General features: G+C 44.9%; 24 protein-coding genes, 1 tRNA gene and 3 other annotated features. Of the genes, 21 read left to right on the top strand and 4 right to left on the bottom strand.

The window, feature by feature from the left end; translation table 11 throughout:
• The first annotated feature begins 209 nt into the window (after positions 1 to 209).
• Positions 210 to 422, top strand: a binding site (T-box leader).
• 66 nt (positions 423 to 488) lie between these two features.
• Positions 489 to 734: a binding site (T-box leader), on the top strand.
• Between the two features lie 58 nt (positions 735 to 792).
• The 7 genes from trpE to trpA are packed head-to-tail and all read left to right on the top strand — an operon-like array spanning position 793 to position 7,202.
• On the top strand, positions 793 to 2,199 hold the full coding sequence (gene trpE / locus IGK85_RS09840; protein ID WP_008378527.1) for an anthranilate synthase component I: 1,407 nt from the start codon (positions 793 to 795) through the stop codon (positions 2,197 to 2,199).
• Positions 2,180 to 2,776: an aminodeoxychorismate/anthranilate synthase component II gene (locus IGK85_RS09835; protein ID WP_008378526.1), complete on the top strand. Its 597-nt coding sequence runs from the start codon at positions 2,180 to 2,182 to the stop codon at positions 2,774 to 2,776. Before trpE ends, IGK85_RS09835 begins: the two co-directional genes overlap by 20 nt.
• Complete coding sequence (gene trpD, locus IGK85_RS09830; protein WP_008378525.1) at positions 2,776 to 3,810, top strand: anthranilate phosphoribosyltransferase; 1,035 nt, start codon at positions 2,776 to 2,778, stop codon at positions 3,808 to 3,810. The genes IGK85_RS09835 and trpD overlap by 1 nt, the downstream gene beginning before the upstream one ends.
• Positions 3,811 to 3,836: 26 nt before the next feature.
• Positions 3,837 to 4,595 carry an indole-3-glycerol phosphate synthase TrpC gene (gene trpC / locus IGK85_RS09825; RefSeq protein ID WP_008378523.1) on the top strand — a complete coding sequence of 253 codons (759 nt, stop codon included), beginning with the start codon at positions 3,837 to 3,839 and terminating at the stop codon, positions 4,593 to 4,595.
• Positions 4,592 to 5,239 carry a phosphoribosylanthranilate isomerase gene (locus IGK85_RS09820; RefSeq protein WP_008378521.1) on the top strand — a complete coding sequence of 216 codons (648 nt, stop codon included), beginning with the start codon at positions 4,592 to 4,594 and terminating at the stop codon, positions 5,237 to 5,239. The genes trpC and IGK85_RS09820 overlap by 4 nt, the downstream gene beginning before the upstream one ends.
• Positions 5,236 to 6,429 carry a tryptophan synthase subunit beta gene (gene trpB, locus IGK85_RS09815; RefSeq protein WP_008378520.1) on the top strand — a complete coding sequence of 398 codons (1,194 nt, stop codon included), beginning with the start codon at positions 5,236 to 5,238 and terminating at the stop codon, positions 6,427 to 6,429. Before IGK85_RS09820 ends, trpB begins: the two co-directional genes overlap by 4 nt.
• A complete protein-coding gene (trpA, locus tag IGK85_RS09810; RefSeq protein ID WP_429972236.1) occupies positions 6,426 to 7,202 on the top strand; it encodes a tryptophan synthase subunit alpha in 777 nt (258 codons plus the stop codon). The genes trpB and trpA overlap by 4 nt, the downstream gene beginning before the upstream one ends.
• 152 nt (positions 7,203 to 7,354) lie before the next feature.
• Here trpA and IGK85_RS09805 read toward each other — a convergent pair whose 3' ends face one another.
• From IGK85_RS09805 to IGK85_RS09795, 3 genes are all read right to left on the bottom strand, one after another.
• On the bottom strand, positions 7,355 to 8,212 hold the full coding sequence (locus IGK85_RS09805; protein WP_008378513.1) for a PhzF family phenazine biosynthesis protein: 858 nt from the start codon (positions 8,210 to 8,212) through the stop codon (positions 7,355 to 7,357).
• Between the two features lie 629 nt (positions 8,213 to 8,841).
• Positions 8,842 to 8,915, bottom strand: a tRNA-Arg gene (locus IGK85_RS09800).
• Positions 8,916 to 9,060: 145 nt separating this feature from the next.
• Positions 9,061 to 9,759 (bottom strand): O-methyltransferase, encoded by a 699-nt coding sequence (locus IGK85_RS09795; protein ID WP_008378512.1) that lies wholly within the window; start codon positions 9,757 to 9,759, stop codon positions 9,061 to 9,063.
• 575 nt (positions 9,760 to 10,334) lie between these two features.
• Here IGK85_RS09795 and IGK85_RS09790 point away from each other — a divergent pair.
• Genes IGK85_RS09790 through leuD form a run of 4 tightly spaced genes read left to right on the top strand, consistent with a single transcriptional unit; the run spans position 10,335 to position 14,866 of the window.
• A complete protein-coding gene (locus IGK85_RS09790; RefSeq protein ID WP_008378511.1) occupies positions 10,335 to 11,855 on the top strand; it encodes a 2-isopropylmalate synthase in 1,521 nt (506 codons plus the stop codon).
• A complete protein-coding gene (gene leuB, locus IGK85_RS09785; protein WP_008378510.1) occupies positions 11,852 to 12,916 on the top strand; it encodes a 3-isopropylmalate dehydrogenase in 1,065 nt (354 codons plus the stop codon). The genes IGK85_RS09790 and leuB overlap by 4 nt, the downstream gene beginning before the upstream one ends.
• Complete coding sequence (gene leuC, locus IGK85_RS09780; RefSeq protein ID WP_005235315.1) at positions 12,897 to 14,279, top strand: 3-isopropylmalate dehydratase large subunit; 1,383 nt, start codon at positions 12,897 to 12,899, stop codon at positions 14,277 to 14,279. Before leuB ends, leuC begins: the two co-directional genes overlap by 20 nt.
• Positions 14,279 to 14,866, top strand: coding sequence for a 3-isopropylmalate dehydratase small subunit (gene leuD / locus IGK85_RS09775; RefSeq protein WP_005235316.1), 588 nt, complete (start codon positions 14,279 to 14,281; stop codon positions 14,864 to 14,866). The genes leuC and leuD overlap by 1 nt, the downstream gene beginning before the upstream one ends.
• Before the next feature lie 17 nt (positions 14,867 to 14,883).
• Here the strand turns inward: leuD and IGK85_RS09770 are convergent, their stop codons facing one another.
• Positions 14,884 to 15,537, bottom strand: a complete 654-nt coding sequence (locus tag IGK85_RS09770) for a uracil-DNA glycosylase (protein WP_008378509.1) — start codon at positions 15,535 to 15,537, stop codon at positions 14,884 to 14,886.
• A 169-nt stretch (positions 15,538 to 15,706) separates the two neighbouring features.
• Positions 15,707 to 15,777 (top strand) — a sequence feature (ribosomal protein L21 leader region).
• A gap of 19 nt (positions 15,778 to 15,796) precedes the next feature.
• Here IGK85_RS09770 and rplU point away from each other — a divergent pair.
• The 10 genes from rplU (at position 15,797) to IGK85_RS09720 (ending at position 22,890) form a co-directional block, all read left to right on the top strand.
• A complete protein-coding gene (gene rplU, locus IGK85_RS09765) occupies positions 15,797 to 16,105 on the top strand; it encodes a 50S ribosomal protein L21 (protein WP_005225751.1) in 309 nt (102 codons plus the stop codon).
• Between the two features lie 26 nt (positions 16,106 to 16,131).
• On the top strand, positions 16,132 to 16,476 hold the full coding sequence (locus IGK85_RS09760; protein WP_005225752.1) for a ribosomal-processing cysteine protease Prp: 345 nt from the start codon (positions 16,132 to 16,134) through the stop codon (positions 16,474 to 16,476).
• Positions 16,477 to 16,488: 12 nt separating this feature from the next.
• A complete protein-coding gene (gene rpmA, locus IGK85_RS09755; protein ID WP_003126181.1) occupies positions 16,489 to 16,782 on the top strand; it encodes a 50S ribosomal protein L27 in 294 nt (97 codons plus the stop codon).
• A 109-nt stretch (positions 16,783 to 16,891) separates the two neighbouring features.
• The gene (locus IGK85_RS09750) at positions 16,892 to 17,356 is read left to right on the top strand and encodes a GNAT family N-acetyltransferase (protein ID WP_005235322.1); all 465 of its coding nucleotides are present in this window, start codon (positions 16,892 to 16,894) and stop codon (positions 17,354 to 17,356) included.
• 463 nt (positions 17,357 to 17,819) lie between these two features.
• A complete protein-coding gene (gene phnD / locus IGK85_RS09745; RefSeq protein ID WP_005235326.1) occupies positions 17,820 to 18,755 on the top strand; it encodes a phosphate/phosphite/phosphonate ABC transporter substrate-binding protein in 936 nt (311 codons plus the stop codon).
• 95 nt (positions 18,756 to 18,850) lie between these two features.
• Positions 18,851 to 19,639 (top strand): phosphonate ABC transporter ATP-binding protein, encoded by a 789-nt coding sequence (gene phnC / locus IGK85_RS09740; RefSeq protein ID WP_005235328.1) that lies wholly within the window; start codon positions 18,851 to 18,853, stop codon positions 19,637 to 19,639.
• Positions 19,636 to 20,418 carry a phosphonate ABC transporter, permease protein PhnE gene (gene phnE / locus IGK85_RS09735; RefSeq protein ID WP_005235330.1) on the top strand — a complete coding sequence of 261 codons (783 nt, stop codon included), beginning with the start codon at positions 19,636 to 19,638 and terminating at the stop codon, positions 20,416 to 20,418. Before phnC ends, phnE (IGK85_RS09735) begins: the two co-directional genes overlap by 4 nt.
• On the top strand, positions 20,415 to 21,206 hold the full coding sequence (gene phnE / locus IGK85_RS09730) for a phosphonate ABC transporter, permease protein PhnE (protein WP_008378503.1): 792 nt from the start codon (positions 20,415 to 20,417) through the stop codon (positions 21,204 to 21,206). The genes phnE (IGK85_RS09735) and phnE (IGK85_RS09730) overlap by 4 nt, the downstream gene beginning before the upstream one ends.
• A gap of 145 nt (positions 21,207 to 21,351) precedes the next feature.
• Positions 21,352 to 22,260, top strand: coding sequence for a diacylglycerol/lipid kinase family protein (locus tag IGK85_RS09725; RefSeq protein ID WP_008378502.1), 909 nt, complete (start codon positions 21,352 to 21,354; stop codon positions 22,258 to 22,260).
• A gap of 96 nt (positions 22,261 to 22,356) precedes the next feature.
• Positions 22,357 to 22,890: a GNAT family N-acetyltransferase gene (locus IGK85_RS09720; RefSeq protein WP_008378501.1), complete on the top strand. Its 534-nt coding sequence runs from the start codon at positions 22,357 to 22,359 to the stop codon at positions 22,888 to 22,890.
• Positions 22,891 to 23,069 lie beyond the last annotated feature (179 nt).

Raw genomic sequence — 23,069 nt, 5'->3', positions numbered from 1 at the left:
AAATATTATTTAAATGGATCAGCAACTATAATTAAGTAATCTGAAAGAAGTGAAGGGCATTTTTGGCCTAAAGAATGTGTCGTCATTTTGGTTAAGACAAACCGTTGCAGGATGTTTTCTTGTTTTGTCAAAAGGAGTCAAAAAAATAAAATTCGCTTTTTCCTGTTGACAGATCAACAAAAGCCGCGTAATATAGCTACCAATAACTCATTAAGACTAAACAAAAGAGAAGTATGAGGACGTTCGTCTTGCAGAGAGCTGATGGTGGTGCAAATCAGCAGATTGACGCTTCAGAAATGGACTTTTGTGTCGAAAGGCTGAAATCAGTAGGCTTTTTCCGGGAACTCCCGTTACAGAGAACGATCGTTGATAGACGATCTAGAGAACCAATTGAGGTGGCACCGTGAGTAATCGCCCTCAGGCAGACAAGTTTGTTTGCCTGAGGGCTTTTTTGTTTTTCTTGCCCTTCAACCAATAAAAAAATAAACGTAAAATCAAACTAAGAGAAGTACTTGAGTCTTTTTTGGTTACAGAAAGTCGGCGGTGATGAGAGTCCGGCACCAAGAAATCAAGGAAATGGCCTTAGCCGATCATTTTTTGAACCCTTTTTTGGCAGTAGGAAAATGCGGGAACTCCCGTTATAGAGGAAGACCGTTGTTTGACGGTTGATAGAGAAGAAGTTGTTTATTTGGGCAACTTCAATTGAGGTGGTACCGCGATCATTCGCCCTCAAGCAGACGTTTTTATGGCGTTTGCTTGAGGGCTTTTTGTTTACAAAGAAAGGAGCAGCTTATGTATCGAATGGAACGAATCAACAGCGATTGTTTGACACCTGTCTCAGTTTTTCTACGGATTCAAGGGGCGCATAAATGTTTATTGGAAAGTATTCCCAGAGAAGAAGATACCGGACGCTATTCGATCCTCACCTTTGATCCTGTTCAGAAACTGACCTTTAAGGATGGTGTTTTTGAAGTGGAGGATCTTTTGAAAAAAACGGTCAACAAGTACCCGTGTCAGGACCCTTTAAAAGAAATGGAAGGGTATGTAGTCAAAAAGGAAATTAGCGCTTTACCGAATCTACCGCTGCAAAGTGGGGCTATCGGGTATGCGGGCTATGATATCGCCGCTTGCTATGAAGACATCGGACAACTGCCCGCAGATGAATTGCAAGTGCCTGATATGGCCTTTTGGCTTTTCGAAACTTTTCTCGTTTTGGACCATCAGACGGAAACTTTAACGATCATTCTTGAAAATTGCTATAGCCAAAGAGGACCCGTCGAGATGGAGCAGGTAATGCAAGCAGTGAAGCAGCAGTTAAGGACACCAGTCGCCGCTGAGACCCGTGTATTGTCAAACGAAAAACTGCAGTTTACCAGCAATGTCACACAGCAAGCCTTTGAAGCGATCGTTCAAGAGGCGAAAGCCCGAATTACGGCGGGAGACATGTTCCAAGTCGTTCCTTCGCAACGTCTGAAAGCGTCATTTAAACAAGAGCCCTTTGACTATTACCGCAAACTACGAGTGACAAATCCTTCCGCGTATCTCTATTATCTTGATTTCGATCACGGATTTAAAGTGATTGGTAGCTCACCTGAAAGCCTGATTCGCGTTCAAGGCGACGAAATCACCACGAATCCGATCGCTGGTACCCGCAAACGAGGGGCAACCAAAGCAGAAGACGAAGCTTTGGCAAATGAACTATTGGCAGATGAAAAAGAACGTGCAGAGCATCAGATGCTGATCGATCTTGGGCGCAATGATTTAGGGCGGATCGCTGAACATGGGACGGTTCATGTTCCTTTATACATGGTGATCGAGAAATACCGCTATGTCATGCACATCGTTTCGGTAGTGGCTGCCAAGCGCAGAGCAGGTGTGACGGCAATGGATGCCTTGAAAGCAACCCTGCCAGCAGGCACGGTCAGCGGGGCACCAAAGATTCGTGCCATGACTCGCATCTATCAGTGGGAAGCTGTTCGAAGAGGGGTCTATGCTGGTGCAGTTGGTTATTTTTCACGAAATGATCAAGCGGATTTTGCCATCGGGATTCGGACATTGGTATTGAAAGACGAGATCGCTTATGTCCAAGCAGGGGCGGGGATCGTTTATGATTCTGATCCTTCATCTGAATACCAAGAAACATTACACAAAGCCAAAGCACTATTGGAGGTGTCAGCCAATGATTTTACTCGTCGATAATTATGATTCCTTTACGTATAACTTAGTCCAGCAATGTCCAGCGGATACGATCGTCTTGCGAAATGACGATCCAGAGCTTTTTATTGTTGCTAAAGAAGCAGATGGCATCATTTTTTCCCCGGGACCAGGGCGTCCCGAAGAGGCAGGATTCATGATTTCTTTGATCAAAACATACCATGATAGCAAGCCGCTTTTAGGCATCTGCTTAGGTCATCAAGCCATTGGTGAAGCGTTTGGTGCCAAAGTGGTCCAAGCACCAGCTATTATGCACGGCAAGCAATCGACCCTTACGTATCAGAAAAAAGGCGTATTCGAAACCTACCTAGGAGACATGACTGTCATGCGCTATCACTCGCTTGTCATTGAGCCAGCGACACTTTCAGCGGAATTTGAGGTGTTGGCTGAAACAGAAGGGATCATCATGGCGATTCAGCATCGCAAAAAACCAATCGTAGGACTCCAATTCCATCCAGAATCAATGGGAACAAACGAGGGGGCATTTTTCATAGAACAGTTTCTTAAACTCGTCTCGGATAATACAGAAAAAACACAAGATGAAAAAAGGAGGAATCTTTAATGCAAGCACTAAAAAAGCAGCCGCCGCAACAAATCACTCAGCAATTATTTAATGGCCGTCATTTAAGTTATCAGGAGATGCGCCACTTTGCTCAAGGAATTTTAAGCGGGATGTTTTCAGAAAGTCAATTGGGGGCAGCGTTAGTTGCGATGAAGATCAACGGCATCACAGCCGCCGAATTGACTGCTTTAGCAGAAATTATGTTAGAGCATGCCGTGACCATTCCTTATGAAGGAGGAGACACCATGGACAATTGCGGCACTGGTGGCGACCACGCCAATAGTTTTAATGTCTCCACTACGGCTGCCTTCGTTTTAGCAGCTGGGGGAATCACGATGGCAAAACACGGCAATCGCAGTATCTCTAGTCGTTCAGGCAGTGCCGATGTCTTAGCATGCTTGGGGGTGGCAATTCAAGCATCACCAGAAAAAATCGCCGATCTATTAGCGACAGTCGGCATCGCTTTTCTCTTCGCCCCGTCGTTGCATCCGGGCATGAAAGCAGTGATGAAAATACGGCAAGAATTAGCGACACCAACGATTTTTAATCTATTAGGCCCTTTGATCAATCCTGTTCCGTTGACTACGCAACTGATCGGTACTTACGCTGGCGAGAGCTTGGTAGACACCGCTCAGGCGTTAGGCAGTCTTGGTCGGCAACGAGCAATGGTGATCCATGGATGTAATGGGATGGATGAAGCCAATTTGGCTGGTGAAACGGCGATCAGTTTTTATCACGAAGGAAAGGTGACGAATTTTTCTTTGGATCCGCAAGCGTATGGCTTTACGCCAGCACCGATCGAGGCGATCGTCGGCGGAGATGCGGCTCAAAACGCCGCGATCTTAACAGCAGTTTTGAAAAATCACCCTTCCGTTTATCTAGAGACAGTGGTCTTAAATGCAGGGTTAGGCTTTTATACCAACGGCAAAGCCGCCACCCTAGCGGAAGGCTTTGCGATGGCACGAGCGTGTATCGCTTCGGGTGCGGCCTACGACAAACTGCAGATGCTGATTCGTCAGTCAAATAGCCATTAACTACGAGAGCTGTAAGGAGGAGAATCATGGATTTTTTAGAAACGATCATCCAGAAAAAAGTTGAAGAAGTTGCCGCGATGCCACAAGAAATCGAAAAGGTCGTAGCGAAACGTCCATCATTTTATCAGCAAGTCAAGGACCGACCACAAAAAATGCACCTCATTGCTGAAATCAAGCGTGCTTCACCCTCAAAAGGAGACATCAACCAAGGAATCGACCCAGTCACACAAGCGCAAGCTTATGAAGCCGCGGGTGTCAGCGGGATTTCCGTTTTGACCGACCAGCAGTTTTTTAAAGGCTCGCTGGCAGATCTTGAAGCAGTCAGTAATGCCGTTTCGGTGCCTATACTATGCAAAGACTTTATTATCGACAGAAAACAATTGATTCGCGCCAAGAATGCGGGTGCCAGTATTGTTTTATTGATCGTGGCCGCTTTAAAACCAGAACGCTTAGCCATACTTCATCAAGAGGCAATAGCACTAGGGTTGGAAGTACTCGTTGAGACTCATAATGCGGCTGAATTTCAACAAGCCCAAGCCTTAGGGGCCAAAATCATCGGCGTCAACAATCGTGACCTAAAAACCTTTGACGTTTCCTTGGATGTCAGTGTTGCTTTAGCACCTCAGCCGTCAGAGGCGGTTTACATCAGTGAATCTGGTATTCGAACTGCCTCCGATGTGCTGCAGCTTGCACCGTTTTATCATGGAGTCCTCGTTGGAGAAACGTTGATGAGAAGCAATCGAATTGCTGAAACAGCTGCAGATTTGCAGGTGAGCCGCCGATGACCAAAGTGAAAATTTGTGGACTCACCGAACGGCTGCATGTCGAAACTGCCATCAGTGCAGGAGCAGATTACCTTGGCTTTGTTTTTGCCGAAAGCCGTCGGAGAATCGATCCGACACAAGTCCGCAAGATAACGGAGCAAGTACCCCAAAATGTAGGGAAAGTTGGGGTTTTCGTTTCTCCAAGTTTTGAAGAAGTGCAAGCGGCAATTCAAGCCGCCCAGCTGACAGCGATTCAGCTCCATGGAAAGGTTCTGCCATCTTTGCAAACAGCCATCCAGACAGGCATTTTTGCGCATCAAAAGATCGCAGTGATCCAAGCCTTTGATGGAGAAGCAGAGACTTTAGAACAAGATTTCCTAAGCTGCGATGCAGATTTTGGGTTATTGGACGCTCCAGTAAGAGATCACCCTTATGCTGGCGGCAACGGCCAATCCTTTGATTGGCAAAAAGCGGCGAGAAAACCGTTACCGTTGTCTGAGCGATTTTTTATTGCTGGCGGTTTGCACGCGGAAAATGTAGAAGAGGCGATCCAACTTTTTAGGCCTTATGCTGTCGATGTTTCTTCAGGCGTTGAAACCCAGGGGAAGAAAGACAGTCGGAAAATCGAACAATTTATTTACTTAGTAAAGGAGAAGATAAAATGACCCAATACCCCACAGAAGCAGGTTTTTATGGTTCTTTTGGCGGGCAGTTTGTGCCAGAGACATTGATGTATGCAGTCAAGCAATTGGAAACTGTCTATCGTGAAGCACAAGCGGACGCAAGTTTTCAAGCAGAATTACAGGAATATTTGCAAGAGTATGTAGGAAGAGAGACCCCCCTTTATCATGCACAGCGCTTGTCACAACACTTAGGCGGTGCCAAAATTTATCTGAAGCGAGAAGATTTGAATCATACGGGCGCCCATAAAATCAATAATGCGCTAGGGCAAGTGTTATTAGCAAAGCGGATGGGGAAAAAGAAAGTGGTAGCGGAGACCGGTGCTGGACAGCATGGCGTCGCCACAGCGACTGCGGCCGCGTTGTTCGGTATGGAATGCACGATTTTTATGGGTGCGGTAGATGTTCAGCGGCAAGCACTAAACGTCTTTCGAATGGAATTGTTGGGAGCAAAAGTGGTTTCAGTCACTTCAGGCAATCAGACATTGAAAGATGCTGTCAATGAAGCGCTGCGTTACTGGGTCGCAACCGTCGAGGACACCCATTACGTGATGGGTTCCGTACTCGGTCCGCATCCTTTTCCAGAGATCGTTCGAGATTTTCAAAGTGTGATTGGCAGTGAGACACGACGGCAACTATTAGAAAAAGAAGGACGACTACCGACGACAGTCGTTGCTTGTGTTGGCGGCGGCAGCAATGCGATGGGAATGTTTTACCCTTTTATCGATGATCAGACCGTTCGTTTGATTGGCGTTGAAGCAGCTGGGAAAGGTGTGGATACTACTGAGCATGCGGCGACCTTGACGAAAGGCAGTATCGGTATTTTACATGGTACCAAAATGCATCTGCTGCAAGACGATGATGGGCAAGTGATCGAACCTTATTCGATTTCAGCTGGTTTGGATTATCCAGGGGTCGGTCCCGAGCATTCTTACTTGAAGGAGATTGAGCGAGCGGAGTATTTCGCTGTCACTGATGAAGAAGCCGTTGACGCCTTTTATCTCTTGTCTCAAATCGAAGGCATTATTCCTGCTTTGGAAAGTGCTCATGCCGTTGCCTATGCCCTAAAGCTAGCCCCAATCATGACACCCGAAGAACGCTTAGTGATCTGCTTGTCTGGGCGAGGGGACAAAGATGTTCAACAAATCAAAGACCGGAAAGGAGCAGCGAAATGACCAGCAAAACATTGACGATGAAACTAAAGGAGCGCCAAAAACAAGGCAAGCCACTATTTGTTCCTTATATTATGGCGGGTGCCAACGGACTGGAACGCCTGCCAGAAGAAATCGAACTGTTGACGACACATGGCGCCGCCACCATTGAAATCGGCGTGCCCTTTTCAGACCCAGTCGCAGATGGAGCGGTCATCCAAGCGGCTGGAATGCAGGCATTAGCCAATGGGACCACTTTAAAAAAGATCATTGCTTTGCTGCAAACAATCCATTCCGAGGTTCCACTGGTATTGATGGGGTATGCCAATTCATTCTTTCATTATGGGATTGAACAGTTAGCAAATGAGTTAAAAGCGACAAATGTGAAAGGGTTGATTATTCCAGATTTACCTTTTGAACATCGATCACTAGTAACGCCTACTTTTGATGCGGCGGATCTCGCGCTGATCACACTGGTCTCTTTGACCAGTCCTCCAGACAGAATTCAGACGCTGATCGAAGACGCAGAAGGATTCGTTTATGCTGTGACAGTGAACGGTGTCACTGGAGAAGATCGCCAATACAACGAACAGCTGGATCAGCATTTGCAAGCCATTTCGGAAGAAAGTCCCATTCCAGTATTGGCTGGCTTCGGGGTCTCGACCCACGCAGACGTGCAGCGCTTTGCCCGAGTGTGTGATGGGGTAGTGATCGGTTCAAAAATCGTAGCAGCGCTACAAAACGAGCCACTGCCTAAAGTCAGTGAGCTGTTAGCAGAACTTGTTGGTAAGCCATAGAAAACAATGTGAAGGAAAGAACCCGAATTGGGTTCTTTTTTTTATGAGAAAACTAGTATTCGAGGTACTGATGGGCTGCTATGGAAAAAAACGTAATGTGTGAAGAGGAAAAGAAAAAAGGCTGATTGAAGATCAGCCCCAAATTGTCGTGATTATGCCAGTGTATTCGTGTCGATGGTTACTGTCTCGCAAAAATGCCCTCTGCCCCCAACGTAAACATGTTGGATTTCCTTTCGCGAAGTCGTAACGAGTTTGACAAAGATTTCAGAAGGTTCACCTAAATTGCTGCCTTGTTCAAAGCGATACACTTCTTTTTCGAGGGCACACTTTTGATACAAGAAGCAAGCCAAGGCGGCATTGGAAGTGCCTGTGGCAGATTCTTCATTGATGTCAAACAATGGGGCAAAGTTACGGCAAACGATTCGTTCTTTTTCCATTGCATATAAGTGCATGCCAACTACTTGTTGAAGCGCACTTACTTTTTTTATTTCCTCAAAATTAGGTGTAACTTGCTGCAACTGGGCCGTTGTTTTGATTGGAATAAGGATATCCTTTAATCCAGTAGAAACGATTTGAATAGGAATTTGATCATTGATAGCATTGGTATCAAAACAGTCAGTTAATTGTTCTAGTGAAAGTACATCTGAAAACAGTGGTTTGTTCTGTTCCATGAAAATGACACCGTCTTTGATGGTGATCGACAAACGTCCGGCGTTGGTGTCGATGCGATACTGTTGCTTGGAAAGTTTGTTTAGATACGATAATAGTGCAAAGGAGGCAATTGTTGCATGTCCGCATAAGTCAACTTCTTCTTTTGGCGTAAAATAGTCAAATCGGAAATCGGCCTGCGGGGATTTCGATAAAAAAGCTGTTTCTGAAAAGCCTAACTCTTTTGCGACGGCTAACTTTTGTTGTGGCGTAAGAGGCTGTTCCAACAAGACGACTCCAGCCTTGTTGCCACCCGTTTGATTTTTACTAAACCCACTTGCGATATGTACCGTTATCTCCATAGGACACCTGCTTTCTTTGTTCTTGTTAAGCATAGCATAATTTTTGCAGGAGGAGGATATGAAAACGGATTGGGTAAGCGTGTTATACTGAAGGTACGACAAAATGAAAAAAATGAGTGATCGAAGAGTGCGGTATGTAAGCATACTATAGCAAAAACGTTCCTTTGAGCATGCCAACCTTTCTCGTCAACTATTATCTTATAGGTACCAGTAAATATTTTAGCTATCAAAAAAGCAAATGAGAACGCAGCATCCCTGTTGCTTTCTCATTTACTTAAATCGTTTGGTAAAAAGCGTTGAGGTTATGCTAAAATAAGCCCAGCCTTCACCCGTGAGAGCAGTGACCAATAGTAACATGGTGAGGCATCATTTAACTAGAGAACAAGTAGTTTAAGGGGGGATTACTGATAATAAGGATAAACACTGAAATTATGATACTGATGAAAGAAATTTGCTGAAGATTGAAGCGGATGGGAAGCGATCGTTTGATTGCTTTGTGATGAGGAAGGGAACAGGCTGTTGATTAGTCACCAAATTGCTATGGCAAAAAAATTAGATCAATTTGGCACACATTTGGCACAAGAACAAACAAAAACCGCCAAGAACAAGGGTTCTCGACGGTTAAATAACGTTCCAGGAGGGATTCGAACCCCCGACCGTTCGCTTAGAAGGCGAATGCTCTATCCGGCTGAGCTACTGGAACAAATAATTTTCAGCGAATGCTCACTTCGCCTAAGCTGTTGAAATCAATCAGCAACAAATAACATTATAGAAAAAGGGCGCAGCAATGTCAATCGCTTTTCGCCCTTTTCTTATTTTTTCTTTGAAAAAAGGAAGCGCAGCTGCCCTCAACCTTTCTCAGGTTCCTCAAGAATTACGCTATCTGCTTCTTTCGTAATGAGAATCACACCATCTCCTAAAGGGACAAGCGTGGAGGTCAGCTGAGGATGGTTCATCACAGTATCCAAGAAAAGATTCAATTTGCGATGGATCGCTCGCTGGTTGCGAGGAATTTCTTCGATGGGTTGTAGAATCGTTCCAGCTTGAAATACGTCATCCACCATCAGCACACCGCCTTTGCGTAATAGACGCAGACATTCTGGTAAAAATTCAATGTATTTTGATTTGGCGCTGTCCATGAAGATAAAATCATAAGGGCCACTCAATGTAGGTAGAACGTCTGCCGCTTGTCCTTCTAATAGCGTGATTTTTTCTTCATTTCCTAAGCGAGCGTAAGTTTCTTTGGCTTTGCGGATCATGACGTCAAAGCGATCGATCGTTGTGACATGACCATCTTTCACACATTGCGCCATCAAGCTTGAAGAAAAACCGATCGCTGTGCCGATCTCAAGGATTTCTTTTGGCTGGAGTTGTCCTAATAAAAACTGCAAAAAGACCACTGTTTCATGTGGGATGATTGGCACTTCTTTTTTATGAGCGGCCTGCTCGATTTCACCAAGTTCGCCGGGTAATTGTTTTTGTTTTTCACGCATAAACGCCACTAGTTCAGGTTTGACTACTGGACGATGCATCATTTCGTTGCGCATCTTCATCCTCCTAATTTATCGCTGTCCCCTATTATACGAATAACTCACCTTAAGTTCAATCTTTTCGAGTCTTTGGAACAACAAAAAAACCAGTCATAAGACTGGCAGGATAAAGGGGTGAAAAATATTTTTGGGATATTTCTATCATAACGGTGTTATGTGGAGGTTTGGTTAAAATCCTGTGAAGATCTCGTCAGGTTCTGCTTAAATTTTCATCAAGAAGAAAAGCAACCCATCAACAGGGCAAAAACGAACTTTTTATCGAAATATTCAGAAAATTCAGGGAAAAGTGTTGACAGAGGAACCTGCTGTTTGGTATCTTCATAACAAGATAAAAAAAGTGATAGGTGACGACGATGGATAAACGATTGAAACAAACAGCTGCATTTTTATTATTATTATCGTAAGGACTCTTTTTCTATGACCCGCCTTTTTTAAGGCATCATTTGAAGAGTCCTATTCGCATTGCATGAAGGAAACCCTTTATGGAGTGCTTTTTTTATACCATTTTTTCAATTGTGTTTGAATGAGGTCGCGCCAAGCGTGCTCCTACCACTGCTAAGGAGGAAATAGTGATGAGAAAAATCCAGTTTTTTGATACGACATTGCGAGACGGTGAACAGACCCCGGGAGTCAACTTTAATACGAAAGAGAAGGTTCAACTGGCGCTGCAATTAGAAAAATGGGGCATCGATACGATCGAAGCAGGTTTTCCGATTGCATCAGAAGGAGATTTTCAAGCAGTCAAAGCGATTGCTGGGGCGGTGACGAAAATGACCGTTGCAGGACTTGCCCGTTGTCAGAAAAAAGACATTGATCGTGCCTATGAAGCTCTTTATCAAGCCGTCGATCCACAGATCCATGTCTTTCTAGCAACGAGTAAGGTGCATCGCCAGTACAAGCTGAATATGACGAAAGCAGAAGTACTCGCTTCCATCAAAGAACATGTGACTTATGCGCGTGAACGCTTTGAAAAAGTTCAATTCTCGCCAGAAGATGCCACCCGCACCGATAAAGCCTTCTTGCTTGAGGCGGTTCAAACAGCGATTGATGCCGGCGCGACGATCATCAATGTGCCCGATACAGTAGGGTTTACCAATCCTACAGAATATGGTGCGCTTTTTGCCTATTTGATCGCCAATATCAAAAGCGAGCAGCAGATCATTTTTTCTTCCCATTGTCATGATGACTTGGGAATGGCGACAGCCAATGCGCTGGCGGCTATTGAAAATGGTGCTGATCGGGTGGAAGGAACGATCAACGGGATCGGCGAACGAGCGGGCAATACTGCATTAGAAGAAGTGGCCTTGGCGTTGCATATTCGCAATGATTTCTATCAGGCTACCTCCAACATCAAATTAAACGAAACAAAACGAACCAGCGATCTGGTGGCACGTTTGTCAGGAATCACGGTACCGAAAAACAAAGCGATCGTCGGAGGCAATGCTTATGCCCATGAATCAGGGATTCATCAAGATGGCGTCTTGAAAAATCCTGAGACCTACGAAATTATTACCCCACAGTTGGTGGGGGTAGAAACCAACTCGTTGCCTTTAGGCAAACTTTCTGGCCGCCATGCGTTTGTCGATAAAATGCAGCAACTGGGCTACCAGTTTGACAAAGAAGAAACCAACGAATTGTTTAAACGCTTCAAAGAATTGGCAGATAAAAAGAAGCAAGTGACCGAACAAGATTTGCTGGCTTTGGTGGCCGATCAAGGCCGCAGCCAAGAAGGCGGCTGCGAGTTGGACGCCGTTCAGCTACAATACGTGTCCAATGGCCATCAAGGAGCAGTGGTTTCTATCATCAAAGACGAGGAAAAACAAGTGGCATCAGCCATCGGTGCCGGCAGTATCCAAGCTATCTACAACTCGATCGATCAGATTTTCCAGCAGCAGCCGAAGTTGTTGAATTATGAGATCACTGCCTTGACCAGTGGGGAAGATGCGCAAGCGGAAGTGCACGTGGTCATTGAATGCCAGGAAACCAATGAAAAAATCAGCGGGATCGGCTTAGACTTTGATGTCTTGCAGGCGTCAGCCAAAGCATATGTACAGGCTAGCGAAGCTCTAAAGAATCGAGGTGTCCTTGTTTGAAAAAGATCGTGGTTTTAGCAGGAGATGGCATCGGACCAGAAATTATGGACAGTGCCCTTGCGGTATTGAAAGCGGCTTGTCCGAACCATCTCCAACGCTTTCATTTTGACCAGCGGCCATTTGGTGGGGCGGCGCTGGCACTTACTGGAGAGCCATTGCCGCAAGAAACACTACAAGCTTGCCAGCAGGCGGATGCGATCCTTTTAGGAGCCATCGGTGATCCAGCTTGGGAAAACGCACCGACAACACCTGAGAAAGGACTTTTGAATCTGCGTCAAGCGTTAGGTCTATACGCCAATATTCGACCCATCAAAGTAGTTGATGCGGTGATTGCTTTGTCTCCCATCAAAGAAACGATCCTTCGAGGGACAGATTTTGTCATCGTTCGTGAGTTGACTGGCGGTATCTATTTTGGCGAAAAAGCAGAAAAATCTGAAGAAGCCTACGACATCAATCATTATCACCAAGCAGAGATTCGACGGATTTTGCGTAAAGCCTTTGAGATCGCCCGTACGCGGAAGAAGCGGGTTCTCTCTGTCGATAAAGCAAATGTGTTGGCGACTAGCCGGCTTTGGCGCCGATTAGCGGAAGAAACGGCACAGGAATTCCCGGATTGTCAGTTGACTCATCAATATGTTGATTCCGCCGCTATGAAAATCATCCAAAATCCCAAAGACTTTGATGTAATCGTGACCGAAAATCTCTTTGGCGACATTTTAAGTGATGAAGCCTCGGTTTTGCCGGGGTCATTAGGGGTGCTACCAAGCGCAAGCCATGGTGCAGAAGGGGTTTCTTTATATGAACCGATCCATGGCTCGGCACCGGATATTGCTAGGCAAAATTGTGCCAATCCGGTTTCCATGATTTTGTCTGTCGTGATGATGCTAAGAGAGTCCTTTCAAGAGGAACAGCTGGCAGATACCATCGAAAGTGCGTGTTATGAGGTAATGAATGCGGGGATCTTGACGCGTGATTTAGGTGGGACGGCAACGACAACTGCCTTTACAGAAGCGGTTATTGCACAGTTAGGAGTGAGCAATTATGGGGAAAACGCTGTTTGATAAACTATGGGATCGGCATGTGATCACAGGAGAAGAAGGGCAGGCGCAGCTGCTTTATGTCGATCTGCATATGATCCATGAAGTGACGACGCCGCAAGCCTTCGAAGGCTTGCGGCAAGCGGGACGGACAGTTCGCTGTCCCGAAAAAACCTTCGCAACAATGGATCATAATGTGCCTACCAAAGATATTTTTACCATCACCGATCTGGTTGCAAAAAAGCAAATGGATACGTTACGTAAAAACTGTCATGATTTTGGGATCGAATTGTGTGACAATGGCTCTGCCAACCAAGGAATTGTCCATATGGTTGGCCCAGAAGTAGGCTTGACCCAACCAGGAAAAACGATCGTTTGCGGTGATTCCCATACTGCCACCCATGGTGCTTTCGGCGCGATCGCATTTGGGATCGGTACGAGTGAAGTGGAGCATGTCTTTGCGACACAGACGATTTGGCAGACAAAACCGAAACGCATGGGAGTTGAGATCACCGGTCAGCTGCAGCCGGGGGTGTACGCCAAAGATATTATTTTGGCATTGATCGCGACGCATGGCACAGATTTTGGTGGTGGCTATGCCGTAGAATTCTTTGGCGAAACGATCCGCAACCTGACGATGGAAGAGCGCATGACCATTTGCAATATGTCGATCGAAGGTGGGGCGAAAATGGGCTTGATCGCACCTGATGAAACGACCTTTGCTTATGTGAAGGATCGACGCTTTGCGCCACAAGCGTTTGCCAGTGCGGTGACGGATTGGCAAACCCTGTATACCGATGAAGGTGCCAACTATGATGCCCTGATCACCTTAGACGCAGCAACCTTAGAACCTTACATCACTTGGGGCACCAATCCAGAAATGGGAGTACCGGTCAGCGAAACGTTTCCTGAAGTGCGAGATCATAATGATCAGCAAGCCTATGAATATATGGCACTGCACCCCGGACAGACGGCTGCCGATATCCCCATCGAATACATCTTTATCGGATCGTGTACCAATGGTCGTTTGTCTGATCTGCAAGAAGCAGCGGCGATTTTGAAAGGTCAGACCATCAAAGAAGGGGTCACTGGCATTATCGTTCCTGGTTCACGCCCTGTTCGTAAAGCAGCGGAAGCTATCGGTTTAGACAAAGTCTTTATTGAGGCTGGTTTTGAATGGCGGGAGCCTGGCTGTTCCATGTGCCTAGGAATGAATCCTGATAAAGTACCAGAAGGCGTCCACTGTGCCTCCACGTCAAACCGCAATTTTGTTGGACGGCAAGGGAAAAACGCTCGGACGCACCTTTGTAGTCCAGCAATGGCGGCAGCAGCTGCGATTCATGGGCGTTTTGTCGATGTACGAGAAGTGGTTGGAGGTGTTGGTTAATGGAAGCTTTTACGCAATTTGAAGGTACGACGCTGCCTTTGATGAATGACAATATCGATACCGATCAAATCCTACCGAAAAATTATTTGAAGCGCGTCGAAAAAACGGGGTTTGGCGAATTTTTATTTGACGATTGGCGCTATTTGCCGCAACGCAAGCCTGATCCAGCATTTATCTTGAATGATCCAGCATATCAGACCGCTCAAGTCCTCGTCACTGGTGATAATTTTGGTTCTGGCTCTTCTCGAGAGCATGCGGCTTGGGCGCTGTTGGATTACGGCTTTAAAGCCGTGATTGCTGGTAGCTTCGGTGATATTTTCTATATGAATGCCACCAAAAACGGGCTGCTGCCCATCGAGCTGCCTTTGACTGTTCGCCAAAGGATCGCCTCGCTGCCTGCTTCTGAAAAAATCAGCATCGACTTGCCGAGGCAATGTGTGATCGTTGCCGGGGAGGAGCATTTCTTTGCAATCGATGCTACCTGGAAACACAAATTGATCCACGGTCTCGATGAGATCAGTATCACCTTGCAGGAAGCGGCGAAAATCACCGCCTATGAGCAGACGATTCCAGCGTATTGGCAGTAGGGCTAGGGGACTGGTCGTTATTCGTTGGCTGGTATTTGTGAAAGAATGTTTCTTAACCCTCGCCAATCAGCTTCGATTTGCGGAGTCAACGTCCGATTATAAAAGATCGCAGCGGGATGATACATCGGCACGATCAGATATTCTTTTTCCGACCATTGATAGCCATCCTTTGTCGGATTGCTTTCTTGAATTTTGGAACGGATCACTTCGCCATGGTGGTCTTTGATATAATAGGCGTTGCCTAATAATCGCTGTAGTCCGATATTGCCAACAGTTGCAATGACGGGCGGATCCACGATGGACAACTCGTAGTCAAGCAGTGGTGCGTGTAGCAAGACTTCCTTTTTGGTAGGTGTCCGATTGGGATGGACGATCTCATGGGCACCGCTGCGCTTGTTGATTCGTTCTTTGACGGAATATGGACGGCTGCGGACAGCGCTGGTGATGTAGACATCCTCACGGGTCAAACCGGCTAAAGCCAACGATTTCATCAATTCTTTTCCTGCTTGTCCGCTAAAAGGAATAAAATTCTCGATTTCGGTTCGACCAGGGGCTTCACCAACGATCATCAATTTGGGCTGCAGCGGTCCTTGACCTGGAACAAATCCTTCCAACGGATAACTGCGGGATGCCTGTTGAACGGCAGTGGCTAATTCTTTGGGGTATTGCATGAAAACTCCTCCCATTCTGTTTCGCTTGTGCTCTTTCTTCTATAGTAATAGAAAATAAAAAATGCACAAAAGGAAATGTCTAGTAGCAAAAGAATTCTGTCTTTTCCTTAATTAGTGATTGACTTTAGGAAAACATTTTGATAAAGTTAATCTGTTGTAATTGTGGACTCCACAGCTACAACCGCACAGAACAAGTAGTAAGTACGAAAGTCACTTGGGATGGCGAGTCTAAGTATATTATAAGGAGGTGCTGTAGAGCATGTACGCAATTATCAAAACTGGTGGGAAACAAGTAAAAGTTGAAGTGGGTCAAGCAATCTACGTTGAAAAATTAGACGTTGAAGCTGGACAAAAGGTTACTTTTGATGAAGTTATCTTAGTAGGTGGCGAATCAACAAAAGTAGGTGCCCCAATCGTTGCAGGAGCAACTGTTGAAGGAACTGTTGAAAAACACGGCAAACAAAAGAAAGTCGTAACTTTCAAATACAAACCTAAAAAACATTCACACCGTAAACAAGGTCACCGTCAACCTTACACAAAAGTTGTTATTGACGCGATCAACGCTTAATTCTTACGAAAAGCAGGGTAACGAATATGATCAAAGGGACATTCAAACGAAATGACTCTGGTCGGATTGTTTCTTTTGAACTAGCTGGACACGCACAAGCAGGAGAATACGGCAAAGACATCGTCTGTGCTGCAGCATCCGCTTTAGCGATCAGTGCAGTCAATGGGATCGATGCTTTGGCTGGCGTTGCGCCAAAAGTTGAAGCAGATAACGAAAATGGTGGGTACTTATTAGTCACACTGCCTTCTCGTTTGACCCAAGAGCAGTCGAATATCGCACAAATTCTTTTAGAAAATTTGTTGATCGGCTTGCAATCAGTTCAAGAAGAGTACAACGATTATATCCAAATCAAAACTACTAAAGAAAACTAGGAGGTGCATCTCATGTTGATGAAAATGAATTTGCAATTCTTCGCTCACAAAAAAGGTGGGGGTTCTACTTCTAACGGACGTGACTCTCAATCAAAACGTTTAGGTGCGAAACGTGCTGACGGTCAAACCGTTTCAGGCGGATCAATCCTTTATCGCCAACGCGGTACTAAAATTTACCCAGGGGTAAACGTAGGTATCGGTGGAGATGATACATTGTTTGCAAAAGTTGACGGCGTTGTTCGTTTCGAACGTAAAGGCCGCGACAAAAAACAAGTATCTGTTTATCCAGTAGCGCAAGAAGCATAAGAAAATGACATCCAGATTACGTAAAAGTAACCTGGGTGTTTTTTTATACACCAATGAAACCGTTTTAACGAAATAGTTATTTATAATGGCTTAGATAAGGAGTGAAGCAATGATTCAATTAAAAGAAATCACGAAGGAAAACTATCGTGCGTGCATGAATTTGAAGACAACGAAGGAGCAAGAAGATTTTGTTGCGCCCAATTGGTACTCAATGTTAGAGGCGATCTATGAGGAACCACGTCAGGCATTTGCCCTCTACAATGGTGAGGATATGGTCGGCTTTCTCTTATTTAGTTTTTACGAAGCGGATGAGGATTATCCAAAAGCTTCGTGGTGGATCGAGCGGTTTATGATCGCAGAAAAATTCCAAAATCAAGGGTTAGGCAGTCAGGCGTTTCTTGCTGGGTTAGATTGGTTCAAAACCCATATCCAAGCGCAAGAATTAAGGATCTCCGCTGTAGATGGCAACGAGATCGCAACAAAGCTTTACGAACGAAACGGCTTTGTCTTGACAGGTGAAATGATTGATAACGAGCATGTACTCTTGTTGCAGCTGCCAACGGATCAAGGGTAAATGACTCTTTCTACAGTAAAAAATGAGGTCAAAGGCAGAGGTTCTTAAGGGGATTCTCTGCTTTTTTTATTGGTGTTTTTCCGGTCCAAAAAGTGTGCCGTCATTTTCTGGCTAGATTTTTCAAGAAATTTTGTGCACTTAGGGTAAGAATTACGAGTATATCCATGCTTTGTTGTTCACAAAGTTCCTTTTGCGATTAACGAAATCTTTACACGTTGACAACACAAACCTTATATTCATTTGATACTCTGAGGAAGTAGAACAAATGGAAAGAAACTTTCGAAAAACGTTGATTATTGAGAATGTGCTCACGAATGATTTTGGTAAAAACACGAACATTATCAAAAAAGAAAACGTTCGTAATTCGAAAAAGATTGTTTTTGGTTCGTTGATTTTTTATAATCAAAAAGGAAAGTTCGGAATTCCGTGAGTTCGATTTTTTTAATGAAAAGGAGAAAAAGTGATGAAAGTTTGGAAGAAAACGGCAATGTTTGGTTTAGGTTTGGTGGCAGCAGTTACGCTGGCGGCATGTGGCTCAGGTGGAGCAAGTACTGACTCGGCGGCTGAAGAAGCAGGATATGTACCAGAAAAGTTGACCGTTCAATTTGTTCCATCACAAGCAGCAGAAACATTAGAAGCAAAAGCAAAACCACTTGAGCAATTATTAAGTGATGAATTGGGGATTCCAGTCACTGTGAGTGTTTCCACTGACTACAATACAATCGTCGAAGCAATGGCTTCGAAACAAGTAGATGTCGGCTTTTTACCGCCGAATGCCTATGTTTTAGCAAATGAACAAAGCAATGTTAAGGTGCTATTACAAGCACAGCGTTATGGCATCAAGCAGCCTGGTGGGGAATCAACGGATGAATTGGTTGATAGCTATCGTTCAATGATCGTCGTAAAAAGCGGCAGCGATATCAAAGAGTTGGAAGATTTAAAAGGCAAAACGATTGCCACGCAAGATGTTACTTCTTCTGCCGGTTATGTTTGGCCAGTAGCAGAAATGAAAAAAGCAGGCATCGATATCAATACGGATGTGACGACTGTTCAAGTCAAAGGCCATGACCAAGCGGTCTTATCTGTCTTGAATGGCGACGTTGACGCAGCGTTCGTTTTTGAAGATGCCCGCAACACGGTCAAAAATGATTACCCAGAAATCATGGATGAGGTAGAACCAATGTACTTTACCGAACCGATCCCGAACGATACGATCAGTGTCCGCAGCGACATGAGTGAAGAGTGGGACAAAAAAATCCAAGATGCCTTTATCGCGATCGGTAAAGATGAAGAAGGAAAACAAATCATCTCTGATATTTACTCTCATGAAGGATACGTTGTTTCACAAGACAGCAATTTCGACATCGTAAGAGAGTATGCGGAACAAGTCGGACAATAACTAATAGATGAATAGATCGGGAGGGTACCGGTAGTTGAGGTACCCTTTTCGAATGGAAAGCAATTTTTACCTAATGGAAAGAAAGTAGGAGAATCATGGCTCTAGAGAACGAAACGATTATTTCATTTCAGAATGTGACCAAGCAATACCCAAATGGGGTATTAGGTTTGAAGGACTTAAACATCGATATCAAAAAAGGGGAATTTGTCATCGTAGTGGGTTTATCAGGAGCAGGAAAATCAACGATGCTGCGCTCCATCAATCGACTGCACGAGATCACGAGTGGCGAGATTTTAATCGATAGCAAGTCGATCACAAAAGCAAAAGGAAGAGAGCTACGCTTGATTCGTCGAGACATTGGCATGATTTTCCAAAGCTTTAATTTGGTGAAACGTTCGAGTGTCTTGCGAAATGTCTTAACTGGGCGAGTAGCTTATCACCCAACGATCAAAATGTTGCTTGGTTTGTTCCCGCAAGCGGATAAAGAGCTGGCTTATCAATCGCTGCAGCGGGTCAATTTAGCAGAAAAAGTCTATACTCGAGCCGATGAATTGTCTGGCGGTCAGCAGCAGCGGGTTTCGATTGCCCGTGCTTTGACGCAAGAGCCGAAGATTATTTTAGCGGATGAACCGGTTGCTTCCTTAGATCCTTTAACCACTGAAAAAGTCATGAATGACTTAAAACGGATCAATCAAGATCTGGGGATTACCATCGTAGTCAATTTGCATTCTGTCCAATTGGCAAGAGAGTACGGCACGCGGATCATCGGGTTGCGAGACGGAGGCTTGGTTTTTGATGGCCCTGTCAGTGAAGCGACCGATCAGCGATTGAAACAGATTTATGGCAGCGAGATCATAGAAGAGCAGGAAGGGGCAGGACAATGACGACAAATACGTTGCCGAAACGCAGCGGACTATGGAAAAATGTTCTGTGGCTCGTCATTTTTTTAGTGGTATTGTTCGTTAGCGGCTCTATTTCAGGCGTTGATTTGGCACGGTTCTTTAGCAATAGCAGTCAAATGAATGTCATTTTACAAAAGATGGCTCATCCTGATTGGGCATATGCCAAAATCATTGTTGAGCCGATTTTGCAAACGATCCAAATGGCGATCATCGGCACGACCTTTGGTGCACTGGCGGCCTTTCCGTTTTCGCTTTTAGCAGCACGAAATATCATGACGAATCATTGGATCAGCGGTTGTTTCCGTTTTGTTTTAAATATCATTCGGACAGTACCTGATTTGATGCTGGCGGCTTTATTTGTTGCCATTGTCGGAATCGGTCCCGTTGCCGGGGTGATCTCCATCTCTGTGTTTTCTTTTGGGATGATCACCAAATTGTTTTATGAATCGATTGAAACGATTGATGAAGGTCCGATCGAAGCAATCACGGCTTCTGGAGGATCGAAGTTTGACATCATCCGCTATGCAGTCGTACCGCAAGTCATGAGCCATTTTCTTAGTTACTTGCTTTATGCCTTTGAGATCAATGTGCGGGCATCGACGATTCTTGGGTATATCGGCGCAGGCGGAATCGGTGTTTTCTTACAACGATCTTTAAGCCAATTTCGATATGACCAGACGTCGATTATCGTCTTAGTGATTTTTGCAGTTGTTTTGGTGATTGATACCATCAGTAATAGATTAAGGGAGCGATTGTTATGATGTTGCCAGCAGAACCGAAAAAGAAAAAAATACGGAATTGGCTGATCGCAGTAGTCGTTATCCTCCTTTATATTTGGGCTTTTGCTGGCGTGCCTTTTGCGGGTGTTAAAGAAAATGTCGGTCAAATTGTCGGCTCAATCTTTTATGGCCTGATCCATCCTGATTGGGGCTATGTTTATACCGGTGATGGCGAAGATTTGATCAGTTTGATGATCGAAACCGTTGCGATCGCCTTTGTGGGTACGTTTTTATCCTCAATATTAAGTATTCCTTTTGCCTTTTGGGCGGCGCGCAGCAAAAACAGCCCTCGCTGGCTATCAGGTTTCGGTAAAATCGTGCTGACGGCGATTCGAACGTTTCCAGAAATCGTCTTAGCGATCATGTTCATCAAAACAGTGGGTCCCGGATCCTTTGCTGGTGTTTTGGCAGTTAGTGTCCATTCCATTGGGATGTTGGCGAAACTCTATAGCGAAGCGATCGAGAACATGGATCACGGTCCTTCAGAATCGGTCGTTAGTGCGGGAGGAAATCGTTGGGATGTGTTAGGCTTTGCGACATTGCCACAATTGATTCCAGAATTTCTTTCTTTTACCTTGTATCGTTTTGAACTGGCTGTCCGTTCAGCTTCGATCTTAGGGATCGTAGGGGCAGGTGGGATCGGTACGCCGATGATCTTTGCCATCAATGCGCGATCATGGAGCCGTGTAGGAATCATTTTATTAGGGATCGTTGTGACGGTCACGATCATTGATTTTATTTCTGGGCGCTTGCGTAAACGATTGGTTTAATAAAATGAGGTGCGTACTCGAAAAAACACAGTCTGCATAGGCTGTGTTTTTTTGCAGCGGATAGGCGGATGTCGTTTAAGACAGGTTTCGTGAAACTTGTTATACTGGATTCATAGAAAATGAACCCAAACAAGGAGGCTGTTTTATGAAAGCATTATTGATCGTCAATCCAAGTTCTGGTGGGGAACAAGCGAAAGAATTTGAGGAGATGGCAGAAGAAAAGCTGCGGGAAGCTTTTTCAGAAGTCGTTGTCAAACATACCGAAAAAGAAGGAGATGCTACACGTTTTGCCTCTGAGGCAGCAGCAGAATTTGACAGTGTCTTCGCAATGGGCGGTGATGGTACCGTCAATGAAGCGGTCAATGGCTTAGCTCCTCATGACAAACGACCAAATTTCGGTTTCTTCCCGCTGGGCACAGTAAATGATTTAGCCAGAGCATTAGCGATTCCACTAGATCCCAAGGAAGCCATCGAATCATTTGCAGTGGATCACACCCGCAAAATCGATATTGGGCAGGTTAATCAAGACTATTTTACCAATGTAGTGGCGATTGGTATGATTCCAGCGGCGATCAACAATGTGGAAGTTGAAGAAAAAACCAAGCTGGGAAAAATGGCCTATTTTGTTTCTGGTCTACGGGAAGTGCGGAAAAATGAAAGTCATCCGTTTGAAGTGACCGCCGAAAATAATGGCGAAAAAACGACGATCGCTGTGGAAAGCAGTACGATGATCGTTGGTTCATCCAATACGATCGGCGGTTTCGAATCTCTTTTGCCTAAAGCGAGTACCGATGACGGCAAATTACATCTGATCTACTTAAAGGATACGAATCTTTGGGAAACTGTCAAAAGCGTGCCTGAGCTTCTCAAAGGAGTTACGGAATCAAATGATGTTCTTGGTTATCAAACTTTTGATAAAGCAACGATTCGTTTGACGGATGGGGCAACGATCGAAACGAATGTCGATGGTGATCCAGGGCCGGAATTGCCAATCACAGTAGCGGTGCTGCCGCAACATCTTACCGTGTATTGCGGAGTTGAAAAAGCCCGTTAAATCATTCATAACTAGGAAACGATCCGTCAAAAGCGGATTGTTTTTTTTATTCAGAAAGAGTATACTGGGAAAAAATTTACTGAAAGAAGGGGTTCTATGACGATACGTTCTGCCACGATTGCAGATGCCCAAGCCTTGACAGCAATCTATGCTTATTATGTAGAAAATACACCGATTACCTTTGAAACGGAGGTGCCATCGGTTCAAGAATTCGCGGAACGCATCGCCAAGACCTTGAAACGCTACCCGTATCTCGTTGCAGAAGAGGCTGGTGAAATTGTCGGTTATGCCTATGCGTCAGCCTATAAAGAACGGGCGGCGTATGATTGGACCGTTGAAGTAACCGTTTATTTAGCGCCGGATGCCAAAGCAAAAGGGCTCGGCACCGCTCTTTATCAAGGGCTTGAAGAAAAACTAAAAGCGCAAAACGTGGTCAATCTGACTGCGTGTATTACAGGAGGCAATCAACAAAGCGAGGCTTTTCATGAGAAGCTTGGGTATCGGAAAGTTGCTGATTTTTCGCATGTCGGCTATAAGTTCAATCAATGGCACGATGTGATTTGGATGCAAAAAGAACTGCAACGATTTCCAGACCAGGTGCCAACGTTCATTCCCAATGAAAAAGCCTAACACATCCTGACTTTTGAATATCTTTTTTTGGCAAAATGCTTTATGCTGAGAGTAGCATGTGAAAGGACGTTCTATTATTCTTTCGAACAAAGTATTTTGCTTTTTCTGTGTGGAAAAAAAGTTGCTTTTTTATAGAAAAATGAGTAAAGTATTCAAGTGGAAAAAACAAGGAGGCGAAG

Origin of the sequence: Enterococcus sp. AZ015, from assembly GCF_050499225.1 — a bacterium.
GTDB classification, from domain to species: domain Bacteria; phylum Bacillota; class Bacilli; order Lactobacillales; family Enterococcaceae; genus Enterococcus_D; species Enterococcus_D entomosocium.
This window is presented reverse-complemented; position numbering and strand designations above follow the sequence as displayed.